The following is a 20557-nucleotide window of genomic DNA, read 5'->3' as shown; positions in this document are numbered from 1 at the left end:
CGGTGACCGGTCTCGCGGTCGCGCTCGCGCTGCTCGCCGCCCTGCTGCTCGCCGTCGGCTCGGTGGCGCAGCGCCGGGCGGCCTCCCTCGTTCCCGACGACGAGGCGGGCGGCCTGGGGCTGCTGCGTCGCCTCGTGCGCAGCCCGACGTGGTGGGCCGGCTCGGTGGGCGACGCGGGCGGCTTCGTCGTGCAGGCCGCGGCGCTGGGGGTCGGCTCGCTGCTGCTGGTGCAGCCGCTGCTGGTGACGACCCTGCTGTTCGCGTTGCCTCTGGAGGCGTGGACCGGAGGACGGCGGGTCACCGGCCGGGACGCCGCGTGGGCCCTCGTGCTCGCCGCCGCCCTCGCCCTGTTCCTGGTGGTCGGCGAGCCGACGGCGGGAGAGGACCGGGCGCCGTTCGCGGCGTGGGCGCCCACCGGCGCGGTGCTCGTCGTGGTGCTGTTCGGCTGCCTGGCCCTCGCCGCCCGCCGCCGCGGCGGGGTCCGCGCCGCCGCCCTCGCGGTGGCCACCGGGATCGCCTACGGGGTGCTCGCGGCGCTGACGAAGTCGGTGGTCGACCTGCTCGGCGACGGCATCGTGCCGCTGCTGCTCGGCTGGGAGACCTGGGCCCTCGTCGTGGCCGCCGTCGGGGGCACCTACCTGCAGCAGGCCGCGTTCCAGGCCGGGGACCTCGCGACCACCCTGCCCGCGATCACCGTCGGCGAGCCCCTCGTGGCCGCGCTCGTGGGGCTGACGGTGCTGGGGGAGCGGGTGCAGGCCGACGGCATCGAGTGGGTCCTCATCGGTCTGCTGGTCGCCATCGCGGTGCTCGCGACCGTCGTGCTGGCTCGGGCCGGTGCCCCACCCGCCGACGAGACGGTGACGGTCTAGTCACGGACCGTCGAACGGCTGGGACGAACGGGGACCTGAGTCCTGTTTGCTTCCCCCACGTCGTCACGGTGTGTCAAAGTTCCAGTTGTGCAGGCGATCACCCCTCCGGCGGACGCGCCGCGGTCGGTCCGTGCGGCGAAGCTCGACGCGGCGCGGGAGGCCGGGGTCGATCCGTACCCCTACCGCTTCGAGGTCGACACGGGCGTCGCCGCGGTCCGCGGCGAGTACGGCGACCTGCCGCCCGACACCGTCACCGAGCGCCGGGTGCGCCTGGCCGGCCGCCTCGTGGGCCGCCGGCGCCACGGGTACCTCGGCTTCGCCGAGCTGCGCGACGGCACGGGTGCGATCCAGCTCTTCCTCGACACCTCGGTGCTCGGCGAGGCCGCCCACCGGGCCGTCGACGCCCTCGACCTCGGCGACTGGGTCGGGGTCTCCGGCACGGTGATGACCACCCGCCGCGGCGAGCTGTCGGTGCGGGTGGAGGAGTGCACCCTGTTGTCGAAGGCCCTGCTGTCGCTGCCGCTCGGGCGCGGCGGGCTCACCGACGTGCAGACCCGCTACCGGCGCCGCTACGTCGACCTCGCCGTGAACGCCCGTACCCGCGAGATCTTCCGCATCCGCCACCGGACGATCCGGGCGATCCGCGAGCACCTCGCGTCGGTGGGGTTCACCGAGGTCGAGGGCCCGGTGCTGCAGAGCATCCAGGGCGGCGCCTCGGCCCGGCCGTTCGTCACCCACCACAACGCGCTCGACCTCGACATGTACCTGCGGATCGCCCTCGAGCTGCACCTCAAGCGGCTGATCGTGGGCGGGATGGAGCGGGTCTTCGAGATCGGCCGCGTGTTCCGCAACGAGGGCGTCGACACCCGGCACAACCCCGAGTTCACGATGCTCGAGGCCTACCAGGCCTTCGCCGACTACCACGACATGATGGACCTGACCGAGTCGCTGGTGGTCGCGGCGGCCCGCGCCGCGCTCGGGGAAGACTCGGACCTGAAGGTCCGCTACGCGGGGCGCACCGTCGACCTCACGCCGCCGTGGCCGCGGAAGCGGTTCGCCGACATGATCGCCGAGAAGACCGGCGCGGTGATGCACCCGGCGATGCCCGTGGAGGAGGCCCGCGCGGCGCTCGACCGCCTCGGCATCGACTACGAGCTCGGCTGGGGCCCGGGCCGGCTGATGACCGAGGTCTACGACGAGCGGGTGCAGCACGACGTCGACGGACCGGTCTTCTGCCTCGACTACCCCCGCGAGGTGTCGCCCCTGGCGCGCGCGCACCGCGACGACCCGGCCTACAGCGAGCGGTTCGAGCTCATCGTCGCGGGCTTCGAGCTCTGCAACGCCTACTCCGAGCAGAACGACCCGGCCGAGCAGATGGCCGCCTTCGTCGAGGAGGCCGAGGCCAAGCGCAACGGCGACCCCGAAGCAGGCGACATCGACGAGGACTACGTCCGGGCCCTCGAGTACGGGATGCCGCCCACCGGCGGGCTCGGCATCGGGATCGACCGCCTCGTCATGCTGCTCGCCAGCGTCGACTCGATCCGCGAGGTCCTGCTCTTCCCCACGCTGCGCCCGGAGTTCACCCCGCCGCCCGGGTCGGGTCCGGGAGGCGCCCACCGGCCGGTCCTCCCGCCCACCGGGATGCCGCCGGTCGCGCTCCCACCCGCCATCCCGCCCGTCGTGCCGACGGCGGCGCCCGTGCCGGTGCCCGCCACGCAGGGAGCCCTCGCGCCCCGGGTGATCGCGGGGATCACCGCGCTCGCCGGGATGCTGCACCTGCTCGTGCACCTCCCGTTCGTGCACACCCGCCTCGCGGCGCGGCTCGAGCTCGACGTCGTCCCGCCCTGGTTCGTGGTGTCCGGGCACGTGCTCTCGGCGGTGATCGGCCTCGTCCTGCTCCTGCTCGCCGACCAGCTCGCCAAGCGCAAGCGCACCGCGTGGCGGGTCGCGGTGGGGATGTTCGGGCTGGGGCTCGTCGCCCACCTCGTCAAGGGGCCGCACGAGATCGGCATGCTGATCTGCCTGGTGATGCTCGGGCTGCTCACCGCCTACCGCGACCGCTTCCGCGCCCCGGCCGACCCGCCCTCGTTGTTCCGGCTGCTGCGCGTGGTGCCGATCTACCTCGGCGCGGTCCTCGCCTTCGGCTTCGCCGGGCTGGCGCTGCAGTCGGGACGCATGACGCCGTCGCTCACCCTCCTCGGCGGGCTCGAGACGATCTTCGGGGGCCTCGTCGGCGTCGACGGGCCCTACACGTTCTCCCGCCCCCTGTTCGCGGCGTTCTTCGGGCCGTCGCTGCTCGCCCTCGGGATCGCGGGGCTCGTCGTCCTGCTCGTCCTGGTCTTCCGGCCGCTGGTGGCGCGCTCGCCCCACACCCCCGACGACTGGGCCCGCGCCGACGCGCTGGTGCGCACCTACGGGTGGGACACGCTGGCCGCCTTCTCGCTGCGCGACGACAAGAGCTTCTTCTTCTCCACCGACGGCCGCGCGATGATCGCCTACACCTATCTCGGCGGGTACGCGCTCGCCTCCGGCGACCCGGTGGGCGACCCGGGGTCGGTGCCCCGCGTGGTCGACGAGTTCCTCGCCATGTGCGCCGAGCGCGCCTGGACGCCCGCCTTCCTGGCCGCCCGGGAGGACACCGTCGGGCGCGACGGGGTGCTCGGCTCCCGGGGCTTCCGCAGCTTCTACCTCGGCGACGAGGCGATCCTCGACTGCACGACGTTCACGCTCGAGGGCCGTGCCCGCAAGAGCGTGCGCGCCGCGGTGCGCCGCGTGGAGCGCACGTACCGGTTCCAGCTGGTCACCGAGGCCAACGCCTCGCCGGCGCTGGTGGCGGGGCTGAACGCGATCTCCGACCAGTGGCGGGGCAAGGCGCCCGAGCGCGGCTTCACCATGGCGCTCTCCCAGGACGTCGCCGGCGCGGGGCGGAACCCCGACTTCCTGCTCTGCGTCGCCCTCGACGAGCAGGGCGTGCCGGGCGGGTTCCTCCGCCTGGTCCCGGCCTACGGCGGGCCGTGGACCGGGACGACGTTCGGCTACACGCTCGACCTCATGCGCCACCGCCCCGACGCCCCGAACGGCATGACGGAGTTCCTGATCTCCCGCAGCGCCGAGGCGCTCGGCGCCCGCGGCGTCACGCGGCTGTCGATGAACTTCGCGCTCTGGGGCCGGCTGTTCGACGAGGACGTGCCCTTCACGCCGATGCAGCGCGTGGCCCGCAGGGCCGTCGGGGTGCTCAACCCGTTCTTCCAGGTGCGCTCGCTGCACGACTTCAACGCCAAGTTCGACCCGCAGTGGCTGCCCCGGGTCCTCGCCTACCGCAGCCCCGCCGACCTGCCCCGGGTCGGGCTGCTCTACGCCGGCGCGGAGGGCTTCCTCGCCGTGCCGGGGCTCGGGCCGCTGTTCGTCCCGGCCGCCGTCGGCGGGGCGCCCTCCCCGTCCGCGCCCTCGTGAGCACCACGAGACCGCTGGTGATCGCCGGTGGCGTGGCGGCCCTCGTCCTCGTCGGGGTGCTCGCGCTCCTCGCGGCCTGGGCCGGCGGCGAGCGGGCTGCGTTCACCCCGCGGGGCCTCGACGCGGTCCCGCCGGCCCTCGCCGCCGGCGGGCTCACCGTGTGCTCCCGGGTCGACCGCCCCGACGCGTCGGCGCCCGCCGCCACCGCGGCCGCCACCTTCCTGGTCGCGGCCGCCCCGGCCGGGTGCGCGACCGGTGAGGTCGCCCGGGTGGGGGTCGACCGCTTCGCCACCCCGGAGGCCCGCGACGCCGCCGCGCGCGCCGAGGAGGTCCGCCTCCGGCCCCGCGGGAGCGCCGTGGTGCACACCTGGGGCGACCTGCTCGTCACCGTCCCGGGCCTCGCCGACGACGACCTGACCGACCGCGTCGGCGACGCCGTGCGCGCGGCGGGCGGCCGGTGAGCGCCCGGGGCCCGCGGCTGGGGATCCTCGCCCTCGCGATGATCAACGTGGCCGCGATCGTCAGCGCCCGGAACCTGCCGGTGATGGCCGAGTACGGCTGGTCGATGCTCGCGCTGTTCGCCCTGTCGATCCTCGTGTTCCTGGTGCCGATCGCGATGGCCGCGGCCGAGCTCGGCACCGCCTGGCCGCGCGACGGCGGGGTCTACGCGTGGGTGAAGGAGGCCTTCGGCGAGCGCACCGGGTTCCTCGCGGTGTGGTGCGACTACTCCGAGAACGTCGCCTGGTTCCCCACCGTGCTCTCGTTCATCGCCGCGAGCCTCGCCTACGCGATCGACCCGGCGCTCGCGACGGACACCGTCTTCCTCGTCGTCGTCATGCTCACCGTCTTCTGGGCCACCACGGCGCTGAGCCTGCGCGGGGTCGGCGCGTCGGCGCGGCTGGGGGCCATCGGGACGATCGCCGGCTCGATCGTCCCCGCGGTGCTCGTCGTCGTGCTCGGCGTCGCGTTCCTCGCGGGCGGGCGGCCCTCGGCGATCCCGTTCTCCGCCGGCGCGCTGGTCCCCGACCTGCAGATCGACAACCTCGCGTTCCTCGGCGGCATCGTCCTGCTGTTCACCGGGATGGAGATGGCGGGCTTCCACGCCCGGCACACCGAGGACCCCGGGCGCGTGGTGCCGCGGGCGATCGCGCTGTGCGTGGCCGTCGTCGTGGTGTTCTCGGTGGTGGGGTCGCTCTTCCTCGCCTTCGTCGTGCCGGCCTCCGAGATCAGCCTCGTCAGCGGGACGATGGAGCTGTTCTCCCGGGTGCTCGACCTGCTCGGGGCCGGGTGGCTCGTCGTCCCGCTCGCCCTGCTGATCGCCTTCGGGGGCGTCGCCCACCTCACGCCGTGGATCCTCGGGCCGGCCGACGGCGTCGCCGCGGTGGCGCGCGAGGGCTCCGCGCCCCGCCGGCTCGCCCGCACCAACTCCCGCGACGTGCCGGTGGCCCTCGTCGTCGGGCAGGGCGTGGCGGGCAGCGTCTTCGCGCTGCTGTTCCTGCTGGTCCCGAGCGTGAGCACCTCGTACTGGATGCTCTCCGCGGTCACCGCGCAGATCGTCGTCGTGATGTACGGGCTGATGTTCGCGGCCGTGATCCGTCTGCGCTACACCCGGCCCGACGTCGCCCGGCCGTACCGGATCCCGGGCGGGCTGCCCGGGGTGTGGCTCGCGGGCGGGCTCGGGCTCGCCGGCTGCGTGTTCTCGTTCGTCCTCGGGTTCGTGCCGCCCTCGCAGCTCGAGACCGGCGACACGCTCGTCTACGTGCTGCTGCTCGCCCTCGCGGTGGCCGTGCTGTCGTGCCCGCCGTTCGTCGTGGCCGCGCTCGACCGCCGCCGGGCCCGTCGCGCCGTTCCGGCACCGGCGTGAGCACCCGGACGCGTCCGCCCGGCCCGACGACGGGCCGGTCGCCCCTGCGGCCCGTGCTCGGGGTGCTGGGCGCGGCGGTCGTCGTGCTGGTGATCGCGGTGCTGGTGACCGCCGGGGGCGACCCGACGGCGGTGCCCATCACCGAGTGGCCGTTCCACGCGCTGCTCGTCGCGCTGCTGCTCCTGGCGGTCGTCGGGACCGCCTCGGCCGGACGGGGGGCCACCCGGGCGCTCGGGGTGGTGGTGGTCGTCGTGCTGCTGCTGGCGAACGCGGCCGCCGCGACCAACACCTGGTTCGACTACTACCGGACGATCTCCGACGCGGCCGGCCTCGCGCCGTCCGACGAGGAGACCGTCGCGGAACTGCTGCGCCAGGACTCCGACCCCGGACCCGGCGTGGTGGCCCCGATCGACGTGCCGGCGACCCAGTCGGGGTTCGTCGCCCGGCCGGGGATGGTCTACGTGCCCCCGGCGTGGTTCGCCCGCGAGCACCCGTCGCTGCCCGTCGTCGTGCTCCTGCACGGCACGCCCGGGACCCCGCAGGACTGGACGGTCGCGGGTCAGGCCGCCGCGACGGCCGACGCGTTCGCCGCGCAGCACGGGGGCCGGGCGCCGATCCTCGTCATGCCCGACGTCAACGGCTCGGAGACCGCCGACTCCGAGTGCGTCGACGGGCCGGCGGGGCGCGTCGAGACCTACCTGACCGCCGACGTCCCGGCCTACGTCACGACGACCTTCCGCACCCGCCCGACCGGCGGGGCCTGGGCGGTCGCGGGCCTGTCGGAGGGCGGCTCCTGCGCGATCATGCTGGCCCTGCGCCACCCGACCCTGTTCCACACCTTCGGCGACTACTCCGGGCTCGCCGGCCCCCGGGCCGGGGACACCAACGCCGACACCGCCTCCGCCGTCGCCCAGCTCTTCGGCGGCTCGCAGAGCGCGTTCGCGGCGCACGAGCCGGCGACCATCCTCGCGGAGAAGCGCTTCCCCCAGCTCGGCGGCTGGTTCGAGGTGGGCGACGCCGACCCGGAACCGGCCGCGGCGCAGGCGGCGCTCGTCCCCGTCGCCCGGCGGGCCGGGGTCGCCGTCTGCTCGGTGGTCGTCCCCGGCGGCGGCCACACCTTCGACGTGTTCTCCGCCGCGTTCGCCGACTCGCTGCCCTGGATGGCGGGCCGCCTCGGCATCGGAACGCCCGGGGCGTCCTGCCCGCAGCAGTGAGCCGCGGCCCGGGTGGGTACCAGCCGGGGTGATCACCATGACCGTGTCCGGCGACCGGCCGGGCTACCTCGCCGAGACCCTCGACTCCTGGGCGGCGGTCCGCGGCCTGTCCGACTGGCCGTTCCACCTCGTCGTGGAGCCCGGGGACGAGCTCGCCCGCTGCCGGGACGTGATCGAGGAGTTCGTCCGGCGGGGGGTCGCGCGGTCGGTCGAGATCGAGGTGAACGACGAGCGCCGCGGCGTGCGGGCCAACCCGCACCACGCGCTGTCCTCCGCCTTCGGCAGCGGCGCCGGGTTCGTCGTGCTGTGCGAGGAGGACATCGTCGTGGCCGACGACGTCCTCGAGCTCTTCGCCGCCGCGCCCGACGACCCCGCGCTCCTCGCGGTCTGCGCCTTCTCCTCGAGGCCGGCCCCGCAGCCCGAGGACGTCCTGGCCGACGGCGACTTCTGCGCCTGGGTGTGGGGCACGTGGGCCGACCGCTGGCACGACCTGCTCGACCCGAGCTGGTTCGAGGCCGCCCGGGCGCCCTACGACGGGGCGAAGGCGGGCTGGGACTTCGGGGTCGAGCGCATCGCCGCGGCCGCCGGGAAGCGCTTCCTCGCCCCCCTCGCGAGCCGCAGCGACAACATCGGGGCCGAGGGCGGGGTGCACGCGCTGCCCGAGGAGTTCGAGGAGAGCCGGGCCGCCACGTTCGTCGCGCACCGTGAGCCGGTGCAGTGGCGGGTCACCGGCCCGGGCGTGTCAGCGATGGCACTTCGCTGACGTCCGGTGTCCGTCAGGCGCCACGGCCGAGGACGCGCCCGGCCCAGGCGTTCACCCCGATCGACACCAGGGCCGCGAGCGTGACCGGGGTGTTCGTCCGGCCGCCGAGGCCCACCAGGGAGCTCGTCAGCGCGATGGGCGCCCCCGCGGCCGACCCGGCCAGGGCGAGCGCCGCCGCGCGCCACGACGCCGCCCGCGCCCCGGCGACGACCGTCAGGGCCGCGCGCGCCTGGTCGCGGTCGACGCAGCGCAGGGCGGCCGTCCACGGGATCTTCCCGCCCACGCCGATGCCGACGTCGGCCGCCGCCAGCCCCTCGGCGTCGCCGGCCGACACGAGGGCGACGCCGTGGCCCGCCTCCTGCAGGCGAGTCACGGCCTGGGCGGTGCCGCCGTCGACGATCACCAGCCGGCCCACCGACGAGGCCGCGTCGGCCAGCACCCGGTCCTGCGCGAGGTCCTCGGAGAGGACGACGACGTCGACGCGGTCGGCCCGGCGCAGGGCGGTCGGGTCGACGATCACGACCCCGCCGTCGGCGAGCGCGCGGTGGGCCGAGGACACGTAGGCCTCCCGGCCCCAGCGCGACGCCTTCGGCACCCCCGCGAGCAGGACCGCGGCCGCCCTCTCGGGGACCAGCGCTCTCGCGACCCCGAAGGCGGCGAGGGCGGCGGCGCCCGAGAGGTCCCCGACCTGCTCGACCGGCCCGCGGCGCAGCGGCTGCGGGCGCTCGCCGGTCTCCACCGGCTCGGTCTCGTGCGCCTCGAGCGCTGCGTCGCCGTCCCACGCGGCCCAGGACTCGTTGCGCGCCGCGGCCTCGTCGGCCCGGATCGCCCGGTAGCAGGCGTCGACGACGAGGCCGAGCGGGCCGCGGCCGATGGCCTGCACGGTGGCGCTGCCGACGGAGAACCACGACTCGGTGGTGGCGCTGCCGGTCGCCTCCTCGAACGCGGTGCGGGAGGCCGGCACCGCGTCGGCGAGCGAGAGCCCGGCGGTGAGCAGGGTGGGGACGGCACTGGTGACGGGGACGGTCGTCAGGAAGCGCTCGACCCCGACGACGCCCAGCCCGGCCAGGTCGAGGCTGAGGGCGACCACCTGGCGGACCCACGGCGTCACCTCGGCGGGGTGGGAGCCGTCGGTGTCGGGCTGCGCCCGCTGCAGGTCGTACGCCGCCTCGATCCGCGTGACCACGTCGACGAGCTGCGCGACCCCGACGTGCGGCTCGTGATCGACCACGACCCGCCCGAGCACGGCGTTCACCACGGCCCCGTGGACCCCGTCCACCCGGTGCAGCTCGTCGACGACGGCCCGGCGGGCGTCCGCCTGCTCCGGCGCCCCCATCCCGCGCATCTCGACGTGCGTGCGCCCCGGCCGGCCGCTCGTGCGGCGGCCCGGCGTCGGGTTCAGCACGCGCAGGGCCGGCCCGACGAGGTCGCCGACCAGGCCGATCGCGGGGTCGGTGAGCCGGCGCCAGGACGACGGCGTCTGGACGGGAGCGGGGGAGCGGGTCATCGGGGACCTCACGGATCGGTGGAGAAGGCCGAGAGTCGGTTCTTCCCACCGGGCACCCCGGACGAAACGGACTCGGCGGACACGCGACCTCCCGGCCCTCGCGTACGGGAGTGTCGGGGGGTCCGGCTACCGTCGGGCGTATGACGAGCACGCAGGAGGCTCCGGTGGACGGGCCGGCCCGCGAGGTGGACTCCTCGCTGCTCCAGCGGATCATCCTGCCCCGCCCGGCCGACCCCACCACCGTGCGCTCGCTCTACCTCGACGAGGGCACCGCGACGTCGCTCCGCTCGGCCGCGCCCACCGCGGAGCGCCCCGGCACGGTCGACCGGGAGTCCGAGGAGTTCGTCCTGCACCTCACCGGTGGCGGCGGTCGTCGGGCCGAGGTGCTCTCGCGGACGTCGGTGCGCGTCCCGGAGCACACCGAGACCTCCTTCGCGGCCTACTTCAACGCCTTCCCGGCCTCCTACTGGCGGCGCTGGTCGGTCCTCGACGCGGTGCACCTGCGTCTGCGCCTGCACGGCGCCGGCCGGGTCGACGTCTACCGCTCCACCGCCCGCGGCGTCCCGGTCCACGTCCACGGCGAGGCCGTGAGTGGCGACGCGACCCTCGACGTCCCGGTGTCGCTGCGCCCCTTCGAGGACGGCGGCTGGATCTGGTTCGACCTCTCGAGTGCCAGTGAGCCCCTCGACCTCGTGGAGGGCGGCTGGCACGCCGACCGACCGGCGCCCGGCCGGGCCGCGGTGACCGTCGGGATGCCGACGTTCAACCGCCCGTCCGACTGCGTGAACACCCTGCGCGCCCTCGGCGAGGACCCGCTGGTGCGCGACGTGCTGACCGCCGTGATCATCCCCGACCAGGGCACCTCGAAGGTCCGGTCGCAGGAGGGGTTCGACGAGGCCGCGGCCCTGCTGGGCGACCGGCTGCGGATCATCGACCAGCCGAACCTCGGTGGGTCCGGCGGATACAGCCGGATCATGTACGAGGCCCTGGAGAACACCGACTGCGAGCACGTCCTGTTCATGGACGACGACGTGGTCCTCGAGCCCGACTCGGTGCTCCGCGCCCTGGCCTTCGCCCGCTTCGCCCGCTCCCCGATGCTCGTCGGGGGCCAGATGCTCTCCCTGCAGGCGCGCTCGCACCTGCACGTGATGGGCGAGGTCGTCGACCGGCGGACCTTCTTCTGGCAGCTCGCGCCCAACACCGAGGACGACCACGACTTCGCGGTCGACTCCCTGCGCGAGACGCTGTGGATGCACCGGCGCACCGACGTCGACTACAACGCCTGGTGGATGTGCCTGATCCCCCGCGTCGTCGCCGAGGAGGTCGGGCAGCCGCTGCCGCTGTTCATCAAGTGGGACGACTGCGAGTACGGCCTGCGCGCCGGCGCCCACGGCTTCCCCACCGCGACCGTGCCCGGCGTCGCGATCTGGCACATGAGCTTCGTCGAGAAGGACGACAGCTCCGACTGGCAGGCGTACTTCCACGCCCGCAACCGGCTCGTCGTCGCCGCCCTGCACGGCCAGGACGACCCGAGGCCGATGCTGGTCGACTCGCTCAAGCGCACCCTGCGCCACCTGTTCCTGCTCGAGTACTCCGCGATCGCGTTGCACCAGATGGCGATGCGCGACTTCCTCACCGGGCCCAAGGCGCTGTTCGGCTCGCTGCCCACGGCGCTCGGCGAGGTGCGGGCCACGCGGGCGAGCTTCCCCGACGGCACCGTGCACCCCAGCGCCCGCGACCTGCCCGAGCCGGCGATCGGCGCCCTCGCCGCGCAGCTCTGGCCCGAGCCGCCGCTCGGGAAGGTGGCCCAGGTCAAGGCGCTCGCCGGGGCCCTGCGCCACCAGTTGCGGCCCACCGATCCCGCCGCCGGCGCGCGCCCGCAGCGCAACGTGCCCGCCGAGCACGGGACGTGGTTCCTGCTCTCCCGGCTCGACGGCGTCACCGTCTCCACCTCCGACGGCACCGGCGTCACGTTCCGCCGCCGCGACCGCGAGGAGTTCTGGCGGCTGCTGCGCACCTCGCTCGCCCTGCACCGCGAGGTCCAGCGCTTCTGGCCCGCGCTGCGCCGGCGCTACCGCGAGGGGATGGGCGAGCTCATCAGCCGCGAGGCCTGGAACGAGCAGGTCTTCTCCCGCTTCTGAGCTCGTCCAGCACGAGGTCGCGCAGCACCACGTCGGCCTCGTCGAACCCGTGGCGGCGCACGGCCGAGACGTCGATTCCCAGCGACACCGGGGTCGGTCGCGCCCCGGCCGCGGTGAGGACCTCGCGGGTGTCCTCGACGGCTCGTCGCCCGCGGTCGCGTCCGCCGTAGGCCGCCACGGCCACCGGGGTGCCCCGCCAGTCGCGGGCGGCCAGGGCCGCGAGTACCACGCGTGGCGCGGCACGGAGGTACTCCGGCACGACGACCACCGCGGCTTCCCCGACCGCCGGTGTCCCCGTCCCGACGATGCCCGCCTCGAGCCAGGCGGCCAGCTCGGCCGCGAAGGGGGCACGGGGCATCGTCGGGCGGACGATGCTGATCACGGTGCTGCTCCCTCCTCGGCGACGGTCCGCCCACCGTGCGCGGGAGGACTGCTCCGGCTCAACCGATTTCGCTGCGGCGGACGGCCGGGCCGGGCGCTCACGCGGAGGAAGGGGTGCCATCATCTGCGCATGGCGCAACAGGGGACCGAGGAGCAGCAGGCCGACAGCGAGCAGCAGGCCGGCGACGAGGCGTCGGGGAAGCACCGGTCCTCGGAGGACGAGCAGGCCTCGTCGGGGGAGCAGTCGTCGGGGGACGGGCAGGCCTCGGGGGACGGGCAGTCGTCGGGTGAGCAGAGCTCCTCGGACGGGCAGCAGTCGTCGGAGAAGCAGTCGGACGACAAGCAGTCGGACGGGCAGCAGTCCTCCGAGAAGCAGTCGTCCGACGAGCAGCCGACGCAGAAGCAGGAGTCGGCTCCGAGCGAGCAGAAGACCGAGAAGCACGAGTCGGCCGCGAGCGAGCAGAAGACCGAGAAGCAGCAGACCCAGCAGAAGGACGCCCCGGCCCAGCAGCAGCGGGGCAAGGCCGACACGTCGTGGGCCGAGCCCGAGCAGAAGCCCAAGCGCTCGCTCGACGTCGGCGAGCTCGCCTGGCGCACCGGCAACGTGATCGCGACCGTCGTGCGGACCCTCGCGCTGCTGTTCGCGCTCGTGCTGATCGTGAACGTCGTGCTGATCCTCGTCGGGGTGAACCCGGCGAACGGGGTCGCGCAGTTCATCGGCGGCGTGGCCGACACCGTGATCCTCGGGTTCCGGAACCTCTTCGTGCCGTCGAACCCGACGGTGGCACTCATCGTGAACTCGCTCGTGGCCGCCGTCTTCTGGGTGTTCGTCGGCGAGCTCCTGTCGCGGCTCATCCGCTTCCTCGCGGCGCGCGTGAAGTAGCCGGTCGAGCGTGGCGCCTCGCTGACGCTCGATGTCAGCGATGTGCCACCGCTGACACCGGCCCGGGCGGGCCGCCGATCGAGGATGGCGCCTGACTGACGTCCGGTGTCAGCGATGTGCCATCGCTGACGACCCGGGCCGGGGACGGGCCTCGTCGGGACGGCTCAGACCGTCGCCGCGGCGCCCGCCCCGACCCGCCCGGGCACCCCGCGGACCGGGATCAGCGCGCCCAGCCCGAGCAGCAGGACGATCCCGATCCCGAGGATCCCCCACCGCTGCTCGCCGAACAGCGTGATGAACAGCCCGAAGAGGGCCGGGGCGAGGAAGCTGACCGCGCGGCCGGTCGTCGCGTAGAGCCCGAACAGCTCGCCCTCCCGGCCGGGCGGGACGAGCCGGGCGAGGTAGCTGCGCGAGCACGCCTGGGCCGGCCCGACGAACAGGCACAGGAAGAGCCCGCCGATCCAGAACGCGGTCTTGCCCTCGGCGAACAGCAGCCCCCCGGCGACGACGACGAGCGCCGCGAGCGAGGTGACGATCACCGGCTTGGGGCCGATGCGGTCGTCGAGGCGGCCCCCGACGATCGCGCCGACGGCCGACACCACGTTGGCGGCGATCGCGAAGAAGATGACCTCGGAGGCGCTGAGCCCGAAGGTGCCCGCCGCGAGGACGCCGCCGAAGGTGAACACGGCCGTGAGCCCGTCGCGGTAGATCGCGCTGGCGACGAGGAAGCCGAGGAGGTTCCGGTCGGTGCGGGCCAGGGCGACGATCCGGCGGACCAGCAGCCCGTACGACCCGAGCCAGCTCACCTGCGCGGCCTCCGCGTCACCGGGAGGTGCCGGGAACGGGAAGCGCATGAACAGCACCGGGATCGCGAAGAGGGCGAACCAGGCCGCCGACACCAGGGCGATCACCCGCGGCCCCATGCCCGGGGTGTCGAAGGTGATGACGCCGATCGGCTCGATGAACAGCACCAGGCAGCCGATCAGCAGGACGATCCCGCCCAGGTAGCCCGCCGACCAGCCGATCCCGGAGACCCAGCCCGTGCGCCCGGGCGGCGCGAGGCGGTAGATCATCGCGTTGTACTCGACCTGCGCGAGCTCGTAGGCGAACGTCCCGACGCCGAGCAGCACCAGGCCGAGCAACAGGTACTCCGGGGCCGCCTGCACGAAGAACATCAGGGCGCTCGCGGCGACGATCACCGCCGTGAGCAGCCCGAGGCGGCGCTGGCGGCCCTGCTCCGCGCCCGTGGCGTCGCTGCGCTGCCCGTAGACCGGCGCGGTCAGGGCGACGAGCACCCCGGCCACCGCGATCGTCGTGGCGAGGGCGGCGGAGCCGCTGGCCTCGTCCGCGGCGACCCCACTGGTGAGGTAGACGGTGAAGACGAAGGTCGTGATGACGGCGTTGAACGCCGCGGACCCCCAGTCCCAGGCGGACCAGGAGACGAGGGCCGCGGTGGTGCGCGGCGTGGGCGTCGGGGAGAGCGGCGTCGCCGACTCGGTGGACACGGACCGGACGCTAGTCCACCGGCACGAATCGGATCCCGCGCGCGACACGACGGGACCACTCGGCGCGGTCCGGTACCCGTCCGGCGCAGCCGCGAAGATGTCCGGGAAACGTGTTGCTCGCCGTGCGTGATCCCCGGAGCGGCATCGCCGGGTGGTGGCCCACCGGGCGGTCACGGAGTGATCATCAGCGGGGCGAAGACGTCCGGAAAGTCGAGTTCCATCCGTTCCCGGACGAGTGGCGGCGTCGAGAACCCCGACGTGAACACTTTCCGTACACGTCTGATCACATGCGGTCAGGCGATCGACCGGTCGCCAGTGAGTGAGACCCGAGAGGACATGACCGTGGGAGTTTTCCGCAGGGCCGTGCTGGCGACGACGCTGATCGGCGCCGGGCTGGCGGCGACGTCGGGCGCGGCGTTCGCGCACGAGAGCGACTTCGACGGCGCCACGGTGCAGAAGGGCCTGGTCAACTCCAGCGACTTCGCGCCCAACACGCCGGTGAACGTCTGCAACAACGACGTGCCGGTCAACGCGCTGGGCGTCCAGGTCCCGGTGCAGGACAACGCGGCGAGCGTCCCGCTGCTGTCCGGGGCGAAGAAGGGCAACAGCGCCGGCATCGCGAAGTCGTGCAGCAACCCGATCTCCGCGCGTAACTGACCCCCGGGCCCCGGGCCCCGGGCCGCGCCGTCGCGGCCCGAACGACGACGCGCCCGCCGCACCGGCCTCCCCCGACCGGCGTGGCGGGCGCGTCGCCGCATCCGGACACGGTTACGGTCGCGCCGCGGTGCCGGGGACGATCACGACGGAGGACGACGGTGCTGAAGGGCTTCAAGGACTTCCTGCTCCGGGGCAACGTCGTCGACCTCGCCGTGGCGGTGGTGATCGGAGCGGCGTTCACGGCCGTGGTCACCGCCTTCACCAACGCGTTCCTCAAGCCGCTGATCCAGGTGGTCACCGGCGGCGGCGACCTGGCGGGCACCTTCGTGGTCCGCGGCGTGGTGTTCGACTACGCCTCGTTCATCAACTCCGTCGTCACCTTCGTCCTCACCGCGGCGGTCATCTACTTCCTCGTCGTCGTGCCGCTCAAGGTCATCACCGAGCGGCGCCGGCGCGGGGAGGAGACGGGACCGTCCGAGCCCACCGACGTCGAGCTCCTCACCGAGATCCGCGACCTGCTGCGCGAGCAGGGCCGCGGCGGTCGTCGGGACGACGGCGGTACCGCGGGCCGGATACCGCACCAGGACCGCTAGGGGTGCCGAGGCTTGTGAGCACTATTCCGTGTCCGGACACGGATTAGTGCTCACGAGGGCTCCGCCCCCCTTATTGCGACGCCCAGTAGGAGAACGACCGGTAGTCGGGGTACGGCGCGAGGAACGGCCGCTGCGGCCCGAGCGTGACCGTCAGCTCGGGTGCCGTCACCGCCTCGGCCGGGATCGTGAACGACGACTGCGCCCACGCGTGCTCGCTCCCGGGCGGGAACCCCGGGACGACCGTGCCGAACTCCCAGTCGCCCACCCCGCGCCCGTCGGCGGCGACCGACACGACGCCGGCGGAGGTGTTGCGGTCGCGCACCGGCTCGCGGGCGTCCACCCGGCCGGTGAGCGTCACCGGGCGGCCCGGGGTCAGCCCGCGCAGCACGAAGTGCTCGCCCCCGACGACGTGGCGCCCGCTGTCGACGACCACCCGCCCGGTCTCGCGCTGGGTACGCACCTCGGACCGGTCGGACACCCCGACGAGCGCGCGGTCGACGCCGTAGCCGTGGGCGGCCTCGTCGGCGAGGTCCCCGACGTTCACCCGGTCGACGATCCGGCCGGGCACCGCGTAGTCGGGCAGGTCGCCGCTGCCGACGTGTGACCAGTCGGCCCGCCACACGCTGATCACCGAGCAGCCGCCCGCGGTCTGGCAGATGCCGCCGAAGGGCCCGCCGTCGCGGACGGGGCTCTTAAGGTCGAAGGACGTCAGCGGCTCGTCGCCGAGGAGCTGGGCGCCCTGCAGCTCGCCGACCGGCAGCAGCGCGGTCTCGTCGAAGATGGAGAAGTGGGTGGGGCGCTGCTCGGGGGGCAGGTGGGCGAGCACCTCGTACAGCGCGCCCGAGCCGTCCAGCGCCGGCCGCGCGAACCCGGGCGTGGTGAGCCCGACGAGGTCGACCACGCGGCGGTCGGAGAACCACGCGACCGCCCCGACGTCGTTGACCGCGACCACCGCGTCGGGCGGGGTGTTGCCGCGGATCCACTGCGCCACCGACACCGCCGACTCCCGGATCCCCGCGGCCTGCTCGCCCTGGCGCAGCGCCCAGGTCGGGGTGGACACCAGCGCGAACGCCGTCAGCACGCCGACGAGGCCGACGCCGAGCACCCGTCCGGTGCGGGCGTCGCGGGCGGCGCGCGCCACCGCGCACACGCCCAGCACCGCGAGCAGCAGCACCACGGGCAGGAACGGTTGCAGGTAGCGACCGTCGTGCCAGAGCGCGGTCTGCAGCGTCGACACGGCGAGCAGCACCCCGGCGAGGCCGAGGGCCACGACGCCCGCCACGACCCGTCGTCCGGCCGCGAACGCCAGCCAGGCCAGCCCCAGCGCGGCCAGCAGGGCCACGCCCGGCCCGGCCACCTGCACCGAGGAGACCCCGCCGATCAGCTCGAGCAGGGTCCGCGCGGTGTCGGCGATCCGGTCGGCGACCTCGAGCGGTGACCCGAGCGGCCGGGAGAACCACGACTTGGCGGTGACGCCGGAGTTCTCCGCCGACCCGGTCAGCAGCCGGTAGAGCAGCGTCTGCGCGAGGGCGGCCAGCAGCGGCAGCGCGAGCAGCACGGCGTCCCCGACGATGCCCGCGGGGCGCCGGCGGTAGAGGGTCACCGCGGCGCCGACGACGATCGCGACCACCAGGACGAGCCCCTCGGGGCGGGTGAGGACCAGCGGGACCGCGAGCAGCGGGGTGAGCCGGAACCGCGCGGTCGGCTGCTCGCGGACGAACGCGTACAGCGTCGCGGCGGCGAGGGCGGCGGCCAGGCCGACCTCCATCCCGCTGGTCACGCCCCACAGCAGCGGTCCGCACAGCGCGGTGAGCCCCGCGGCGACGAGCCCGGTGGTCCGGGAGGCGAGCTCGCGGCCGAGCAGCGCGACCAGGACCACGGTCGCGACGAAGCAGACGACGCCGAACGCCACCGCGGCGTAGAGCAGCAGCCCCGAGGGCACGACGACCGAGGCGGCGCCGAGCAGCAGGACGTAGAGCAGGCTGCTCGCGCCGGTCGTGCGCGGCGCGCCCTCCTGGTAGCGGAGGAACTCGCCGAGGCCGATCTGGCGGGCGTACTGCAGGTGGATGTAGACGTCGTCGAGCGGGGGGACGATGCGGCCCTGGTTGTGGGCGGCGTTGACGACGAGCACCGCGCCCGCGGCCACGAGGGCGAGCAGGGCGACGCCGACCAGGCCGGGGTCGGGGCGCCTCCAGTGGGGCTGGACGGGTTCCCCGTGTGGGTGATCGGCGGCGACGTCGTGGCGTGCCGGATCCCGCTCGGCGTCCGCATCGGCGATCGTCGGGCCCCTGGTCACGACTCGTTCCCCCTCGTCACGCGGTCCGGGCCACGGTAGGCGGGCGCCTGCCCGGGCCGACCGTCGGGTCGTGGGGGGCGACGGTGCGTGACCAGGGCCGATCCGGCCGTCACGGTCCGCGTCCCACTCCACCGGGGAGGGGTCGCCACCGCTCGGTCGGGTGGGACGGGCGGCGGGGACGGCCGGACGGTGACCCTGGGTGGCGAGATGACCCGAGTCGCTGACCGCATCCGGATGGTTCTCGCTCGATCCACTGAATGGCGTATCAGGATTCGGCGCTCGGGTGCCGTTCCTCAGGTCGAGCCCCTCGGCGGGGGGCTCGAGGTGACGGCGGTCGGGGAGGCACACGGTGGGAACGCTGACGGCGCTGAGCACGCGCGGTACGCCCCCGTCCGGTGCGGGCGTCTCCCAGCTGCGCACGACCCCGCTGGTGGCGGTACCGGCGGAGCCGCAGGGAGCGGGCACCGTCCTGCCCCTCCCGCGCATCCGGGGCACTGCACCGACCCCCGCCGTCGCACCCTCGGTGCCGCTGCGCACCGTCCCGGCGTCGGAGCGGGGGACCGAGTCCCGGCCGCGCGCCGACATCGCCCAGCTGACGGGACTGCGCTTCGTCGCGGCCGTCTGGGTGCTGTTGCTGCACGCCTCGTACGTCCCCGGGAACGTGTTCGCGCGGTGGACCGAGCCGATCGCGCCGCTCGTCGCGGCCGGCCCGCTCGGGGTCGACCTGTTCTTCGTGCTCTCCGGGCTGGTGCTCACCCGCTCCTACCTCGGTCGGATGGGCGAGCGGCCCACCGTGCGGGGGACGGCACGGTTCCTGCGGGCCCGGATCGCGCGGGTGTGGCCGCTCTACGCGGTGGTCACCGTGGTGTTCGGCCTCTGGTGCGCGGCGCGCCTGGTGTTCGGCTCCGACGGCGTCGTCACCTGGCAGAGCCCGCAGCCCGAGCTGGGGCCGCTCGGGTGGCTCCGGCAGCTGACGATGACCCAGCTGTGGACCTCCTCAAGCATCGAGGGCATCTCGTTCGTGCTCCCCGCGTGGTCGGTGAGCGCGGAGTGGCTGGCCTACCTGTGCTTCCCGCTGCTCGTGCTCGGTGCCTGGCGCGTCCGCTCCTGGCCGCTGCCGGTGCTGGCGGTCCTCGCGGTGGCGGCGGCCTCCCCGGTGGCCCTGGTGCCGGTCCTGACGGCGGGCTCGGGCGAGTCGGGCGCGTGGGTGTGGGCGCTGCGGATCGGCGGCGGCTTCACGGCCGGGATGCTGACCTGGCTCGTGGTCGACCGGCTGCCGCGCACCCCGCAGGTGGAGCTCTGGGCGGGCCGGCTGGTGCTGGTCGTGCTCGCGGAGACCGTGCTGGTGGCCTACTGGGCGGCGTCCGCGCCCGCCTCCGCCGCCGTGCCCGCGGCCGACCGGCTCTGGTTCGCGGTGCCGATGTTCCCGGTGCTCCTGGGAGCGCTGTGCGTGGCGCGGGGCCGCGTCGTCGACTGGCTCGCGCACCCCAAGCTGCAGCACGGCGGCCGCATCTCCTACGCGGTCTACCTCGTGCACTTCCCGCTGATCGAGATCACGGTGGTGGCGATGACCCGCTTCCCGGCGCTCGCCCCCGACACCTCGCTCGCGGCGCTGGCGGTGCCCCACGTGCTGGTCGCCTCGGTGGTGCTGGCGCACTACGCCCACCGCTGGATCGAGGAGCCCGCCCGGGGTGCGCTGACGCGCTCGTGAGCACTACTCCGTGTCTGGACACGGACTAGTGCTCACAGGTGTTCACACTGGCGCGGTGGACGCCATCCGCACCGAGATCGTCGAACGCGCGCGGGCGCTGGTGGCCGACGGCCTCGTCGTCGGGACCGCGGGGAACCTCTCGGCGCGGGAGGGGGACCTGATCGCGGTGACGCCCACCGGCGTCGACTACGCGGCGATGACCCCGGCCGACGTCGTCGTCGTGGACCTCGACGGCGCGGTGGTCGAGGGGGAGCTGCGGCCCACCAGCGAGCTGCCGCTGCACCTGCTCTGCTACCGCCGCCACGGGGCGCGGGCGGTGGTGCACACCCACTCCGCGGCGGCGGTCGCGCTGTCGCTGCTGCGCGACGACGTCCCGCTCGTGCACTACCAGACCGCGGTGCTCGGCGGCCGGATCGCGGTGGCCGAGTACGCCCCGTTCGGCACCGACGAGCTGGCCGCGAACGTCTCGGCCGCGCTCACCGACCGGTCCGCGGCGGTGATGCGCCACCACGGCACGCTGGTCCTCGGCGACACCCTCGCCGCCGCCGACACCGGCGCCCGCCACCTCGAGTGGCTCTGCGACGTGTGGCTGCGGGCGGCGGCGGTCGGGACGCCGCGGGAGCTCACCGACGACCAGCTGGCCGACGTCACGCGCCGGTTCGCGGGGTACGGGCAGCGCTCGTGAGCACTTCGAGGGGCTATAGCCCCTCGAAGTGCTCA

16 protein-coding genes are annotated in these 20557 nt (G+C 74.6%); 12 read left to right on the top strand and 4 right to left on the bottom strand.

Features of this window, described 5'->3' with window-relative positions; translation table 11 throughout:
- Nucleotides 1–2: 2 nt before the first annotated feature.
- From ACFPBZ_RS10820 to ACFPBZ_RS10795, 6 genes are all read left to right on the top strand, one after another.
- Complete coding sequence (locus ACFPBZ_RS10820) at nucleotides 3–869, top strand: DMT family transporter (RefSeq protein WP_378036051.1); 867 nt, start codon at nucleotides 3–5, stop codon at nucleotides 867–869.
- Nucleotides 870–956: 87 nt separating this feature from the next.
- A complete protein-coding gene (lysS, locus tag ACFPBZ_RS10815) occupies nucleotides 957–4322 on the top strand; it encodes a lysine--tRNA ligase (RefSeq protein ID WP_378036050.1) in 3366 nt (1121 codons plus the stop codon).
- Nucleotides 4319–4783 carry a hypothetical protein gene (locus ACFPBZ_RS10810; RefSeq protein WP_378036049.1) on the top strand — a complete coding sequence of 155 codons (465 nt, stop codon included), beginning with the start codon at nucleotides 4319–4321 and terminating at the stop codon, nucleotides 4781–4783. Before lysS ends, ACFPBZ_RS10810 begins: the two co-directional genes overlap by 4 nt.
- A complete protein-coding gene (locus ACFPBZ_RS10805; RefSeq protein WP_378036048.1) occupies nucleotides 4780–6186 on the top strand; it encodes an amino acid permease in 1407 nt (468 codons plus the stop codon). Before ACFPBZ_RS10810 ends, ACFPBZ_RS10805 begins: the two co-directional genes overlap by 4 nt.
- The gene (locus ACFPBZ_RS10800; RefSeq protein ID WP_378036047.1) at nucleotides 6183–7400 is read left to right on the top strand and encodes an alpha/beta hydrolase; all 1218 of its coding nucleotides are present in this window, start codon (nucleotides 6183–6185) and stop codon (nucleotides 7398–7400) included. The genes ACFPBZ_RS10805 and ACFPBZ_RS10800 overlap by 4 nt, the downstream gene beginning before the upstream one ends.
- A gap of 37 nt (nucleotides 7401–7437) precedes the next feature.
- Nucleotides 7438–8163, top strand: coding sequence for a hypothetical protein (locus ACFPBZ_RS10795; protein WP_378036046.1), 726 nt, complete (start codon nucleotides 7438–7440; stop codon nucleotides 8161–8163).
- A 13-nt stretch (nucleotides 8164–8176) separates the two neighbouring features.
- On the opposite strand, the gene ACFPBZ_RS10790 is transcribed toward ACFPBZ_RS10795, so the two are convergent.
- Nucleotides 8177–9670 (bottom strand): hypothetical protein, encoded by a 1494-nt coding sequence (locus ACFPBZ_RS10790; protein ID WP_378036045.1) that lies wholly within the window; start codon nucleotides 9668–9670, stop codon nucleotides 8177–8179.
- A 140-nt stretch (nucleotides 9671–9810) separates the two neighbouring features.
- On the opposite strand from ACFPBZ_RS10790, the gene ACFPBZ_RS10785 reads away from it, so the two are divergent.
- Nucleotides 9811–11811, top strand: a complete 2001-nt coding sequence (locus ACFPBZ_RS10785) for a glycosyltransferase (RefSeq protein WP_378036044.1) — start codon at nucleotides 9811–9813, stop codon at nucleotides 11809–11811.
- On the opposite strand, the gene ACFPBZ_RS10780 is transcribed toward ACFPBZ_RS10785, so the two are convergent.
- Entirely contained in the window at nucleotides 11768–12193 is a 426-nt protein-coding gene (locus ACFPBZ_RS10780; RefSeq protein WP_378036043.1) for a hypothetical protein, read from the bottom strand. The genes ACFPBZ_RS10785 and ACFPBZ_RS10780 overlap by 44 nt on opposite strands.
- A 129-nt stretch (nucleotides 12194–12322) precedes the next feature.
- Here ACFPBZ_RS10780 and ACFPBZ_RS10775 point away from each other — a divergent pair, with 129 nt between their 5' ends.
- Entirely contained in the window at nucleotides 12323–13075 is a 753-nt protein-coding gene (locus ACFPBZ_RS10775) for an inorganic phosphate transporter (RefSeq protein ID WP_378036042.1), read from the top strand.
- A gap of 164 nt (nucleotides 13076–13239) precedes the next feature.
- Here ACFPBZ_RS10775 and ACFPBZ_RS10770 read toward each other — a convergent pair whose 3' ends face one another.
- Nucleotides 13240–14580 (bottom strand): MFS transporter, encoded by a 1341-nt coding sequence (locus tag ACFPBZ_RS10770; RefSeq protein WP_378036041.1) that lies wholly within the window; start codon nucleotides 14578–14580, stop codon nucleotides 13240–13242.
- A 336-nt stretch (nucleotides 14581–14916) separates the two neighbouring features.
- On the opposite strand from ACFPBZ_RS10770, the gene ACFPBZ_RS10765 reads away from it, so the two are divergent.
- Together ACFPBZ_RS10765 and mscL are read left to right on the top strand one after the other, a co-directional pair.
- Nucleotides 14917–15237 (top strand): hypothetical protein, encoded by a 321-nt coding sequence (locus ACFPBZ_RS10765; RefSeq protein WP_378036040.1) that lies wholly within the window; start codon nucleotides 14917–14919, stop codon nucleotides 15235–15237.
- A gap of 158 nt (nucleotides 15238–15395) precedes the next feature.
- Nucleotides 15396–15830, top strand: a complete 435-nt coding sequence (gene mscL / locus ACFPBZ_RS10760) for a large conductance mechanosensitive channel protein MscL (RefSeq protein ID WP_378036039.1) — start codon at nucleotides 15396–15398, stop codon at nucleotides 15828–15830.
- Nucleotides 15831–15900: 70 nt separating this feature from the next.
- On the opposite strand, the gene ACFPBZ_RS10755 is transcribed toward mscL, so the two are convergent.
- Nucleotides 15901–18126, bottom strand: coding sequence for a hypothetical protein (locus ACFPBZ_RS10755; protein WP_378036038.1), 2226 nt, complete (start codon nucleotides 18124–18126; stop codon nucleotides 15901–15903).
- A 349-nt stretch (nucleotides 18127–18475) separates the two neighbouring features.
- On the opposite strand from ACFPBZ_RS10755, the gene ACFPBZ_RS10750 reads away from it, so the two are divergent.
- Together ACFPBZ_RS10750 and ACFPBZ_RS10745 are read left to right on the top strand one after the other, a co-directional pair.
- Nucleotides 18476–19837 (top strand): acyltransferase family protein, encoded by a 1362-nt coding sequence (locus tag ACFPBZ_RS10750; RefSeq protein WP_378036037.1) that lies wholly within the window; start codon nucleotides 18476–18478, stop codon nucleotides 19835–19837.
- A gap of 55 nt (nucleotides 19838–19892) precedes the next feature.
- Nucleotides 19893–20522, top strand: coding sequence for a class II aldolase/adducin family protein (locus ACFPBZ_RS10745; protein ID WP_378036036.1), 630 nt, complete (start codon nucleotides 19893–19895; stop codon nucleotides 20520–20522).
- Nucleotides 20523–20557: the final 35 nt, after the last annotated feature.

Source organism: Actinomycetospora atypica (genome assembly GCF_042653685.1).
GTDB classification, from domain to species: domain Bacteria; phylum Actinomycetota; class Actinomycetes; order Mycobacteriales; family Pseudonocardiaceae; genus Actinomycetospora; species Actinomycetospora atypica.
The sequence above is the reverse complement of the archived record's forward strand: the minus strand, read 5'-3'. Positions and strand labels throughout refer to the sequence as shown.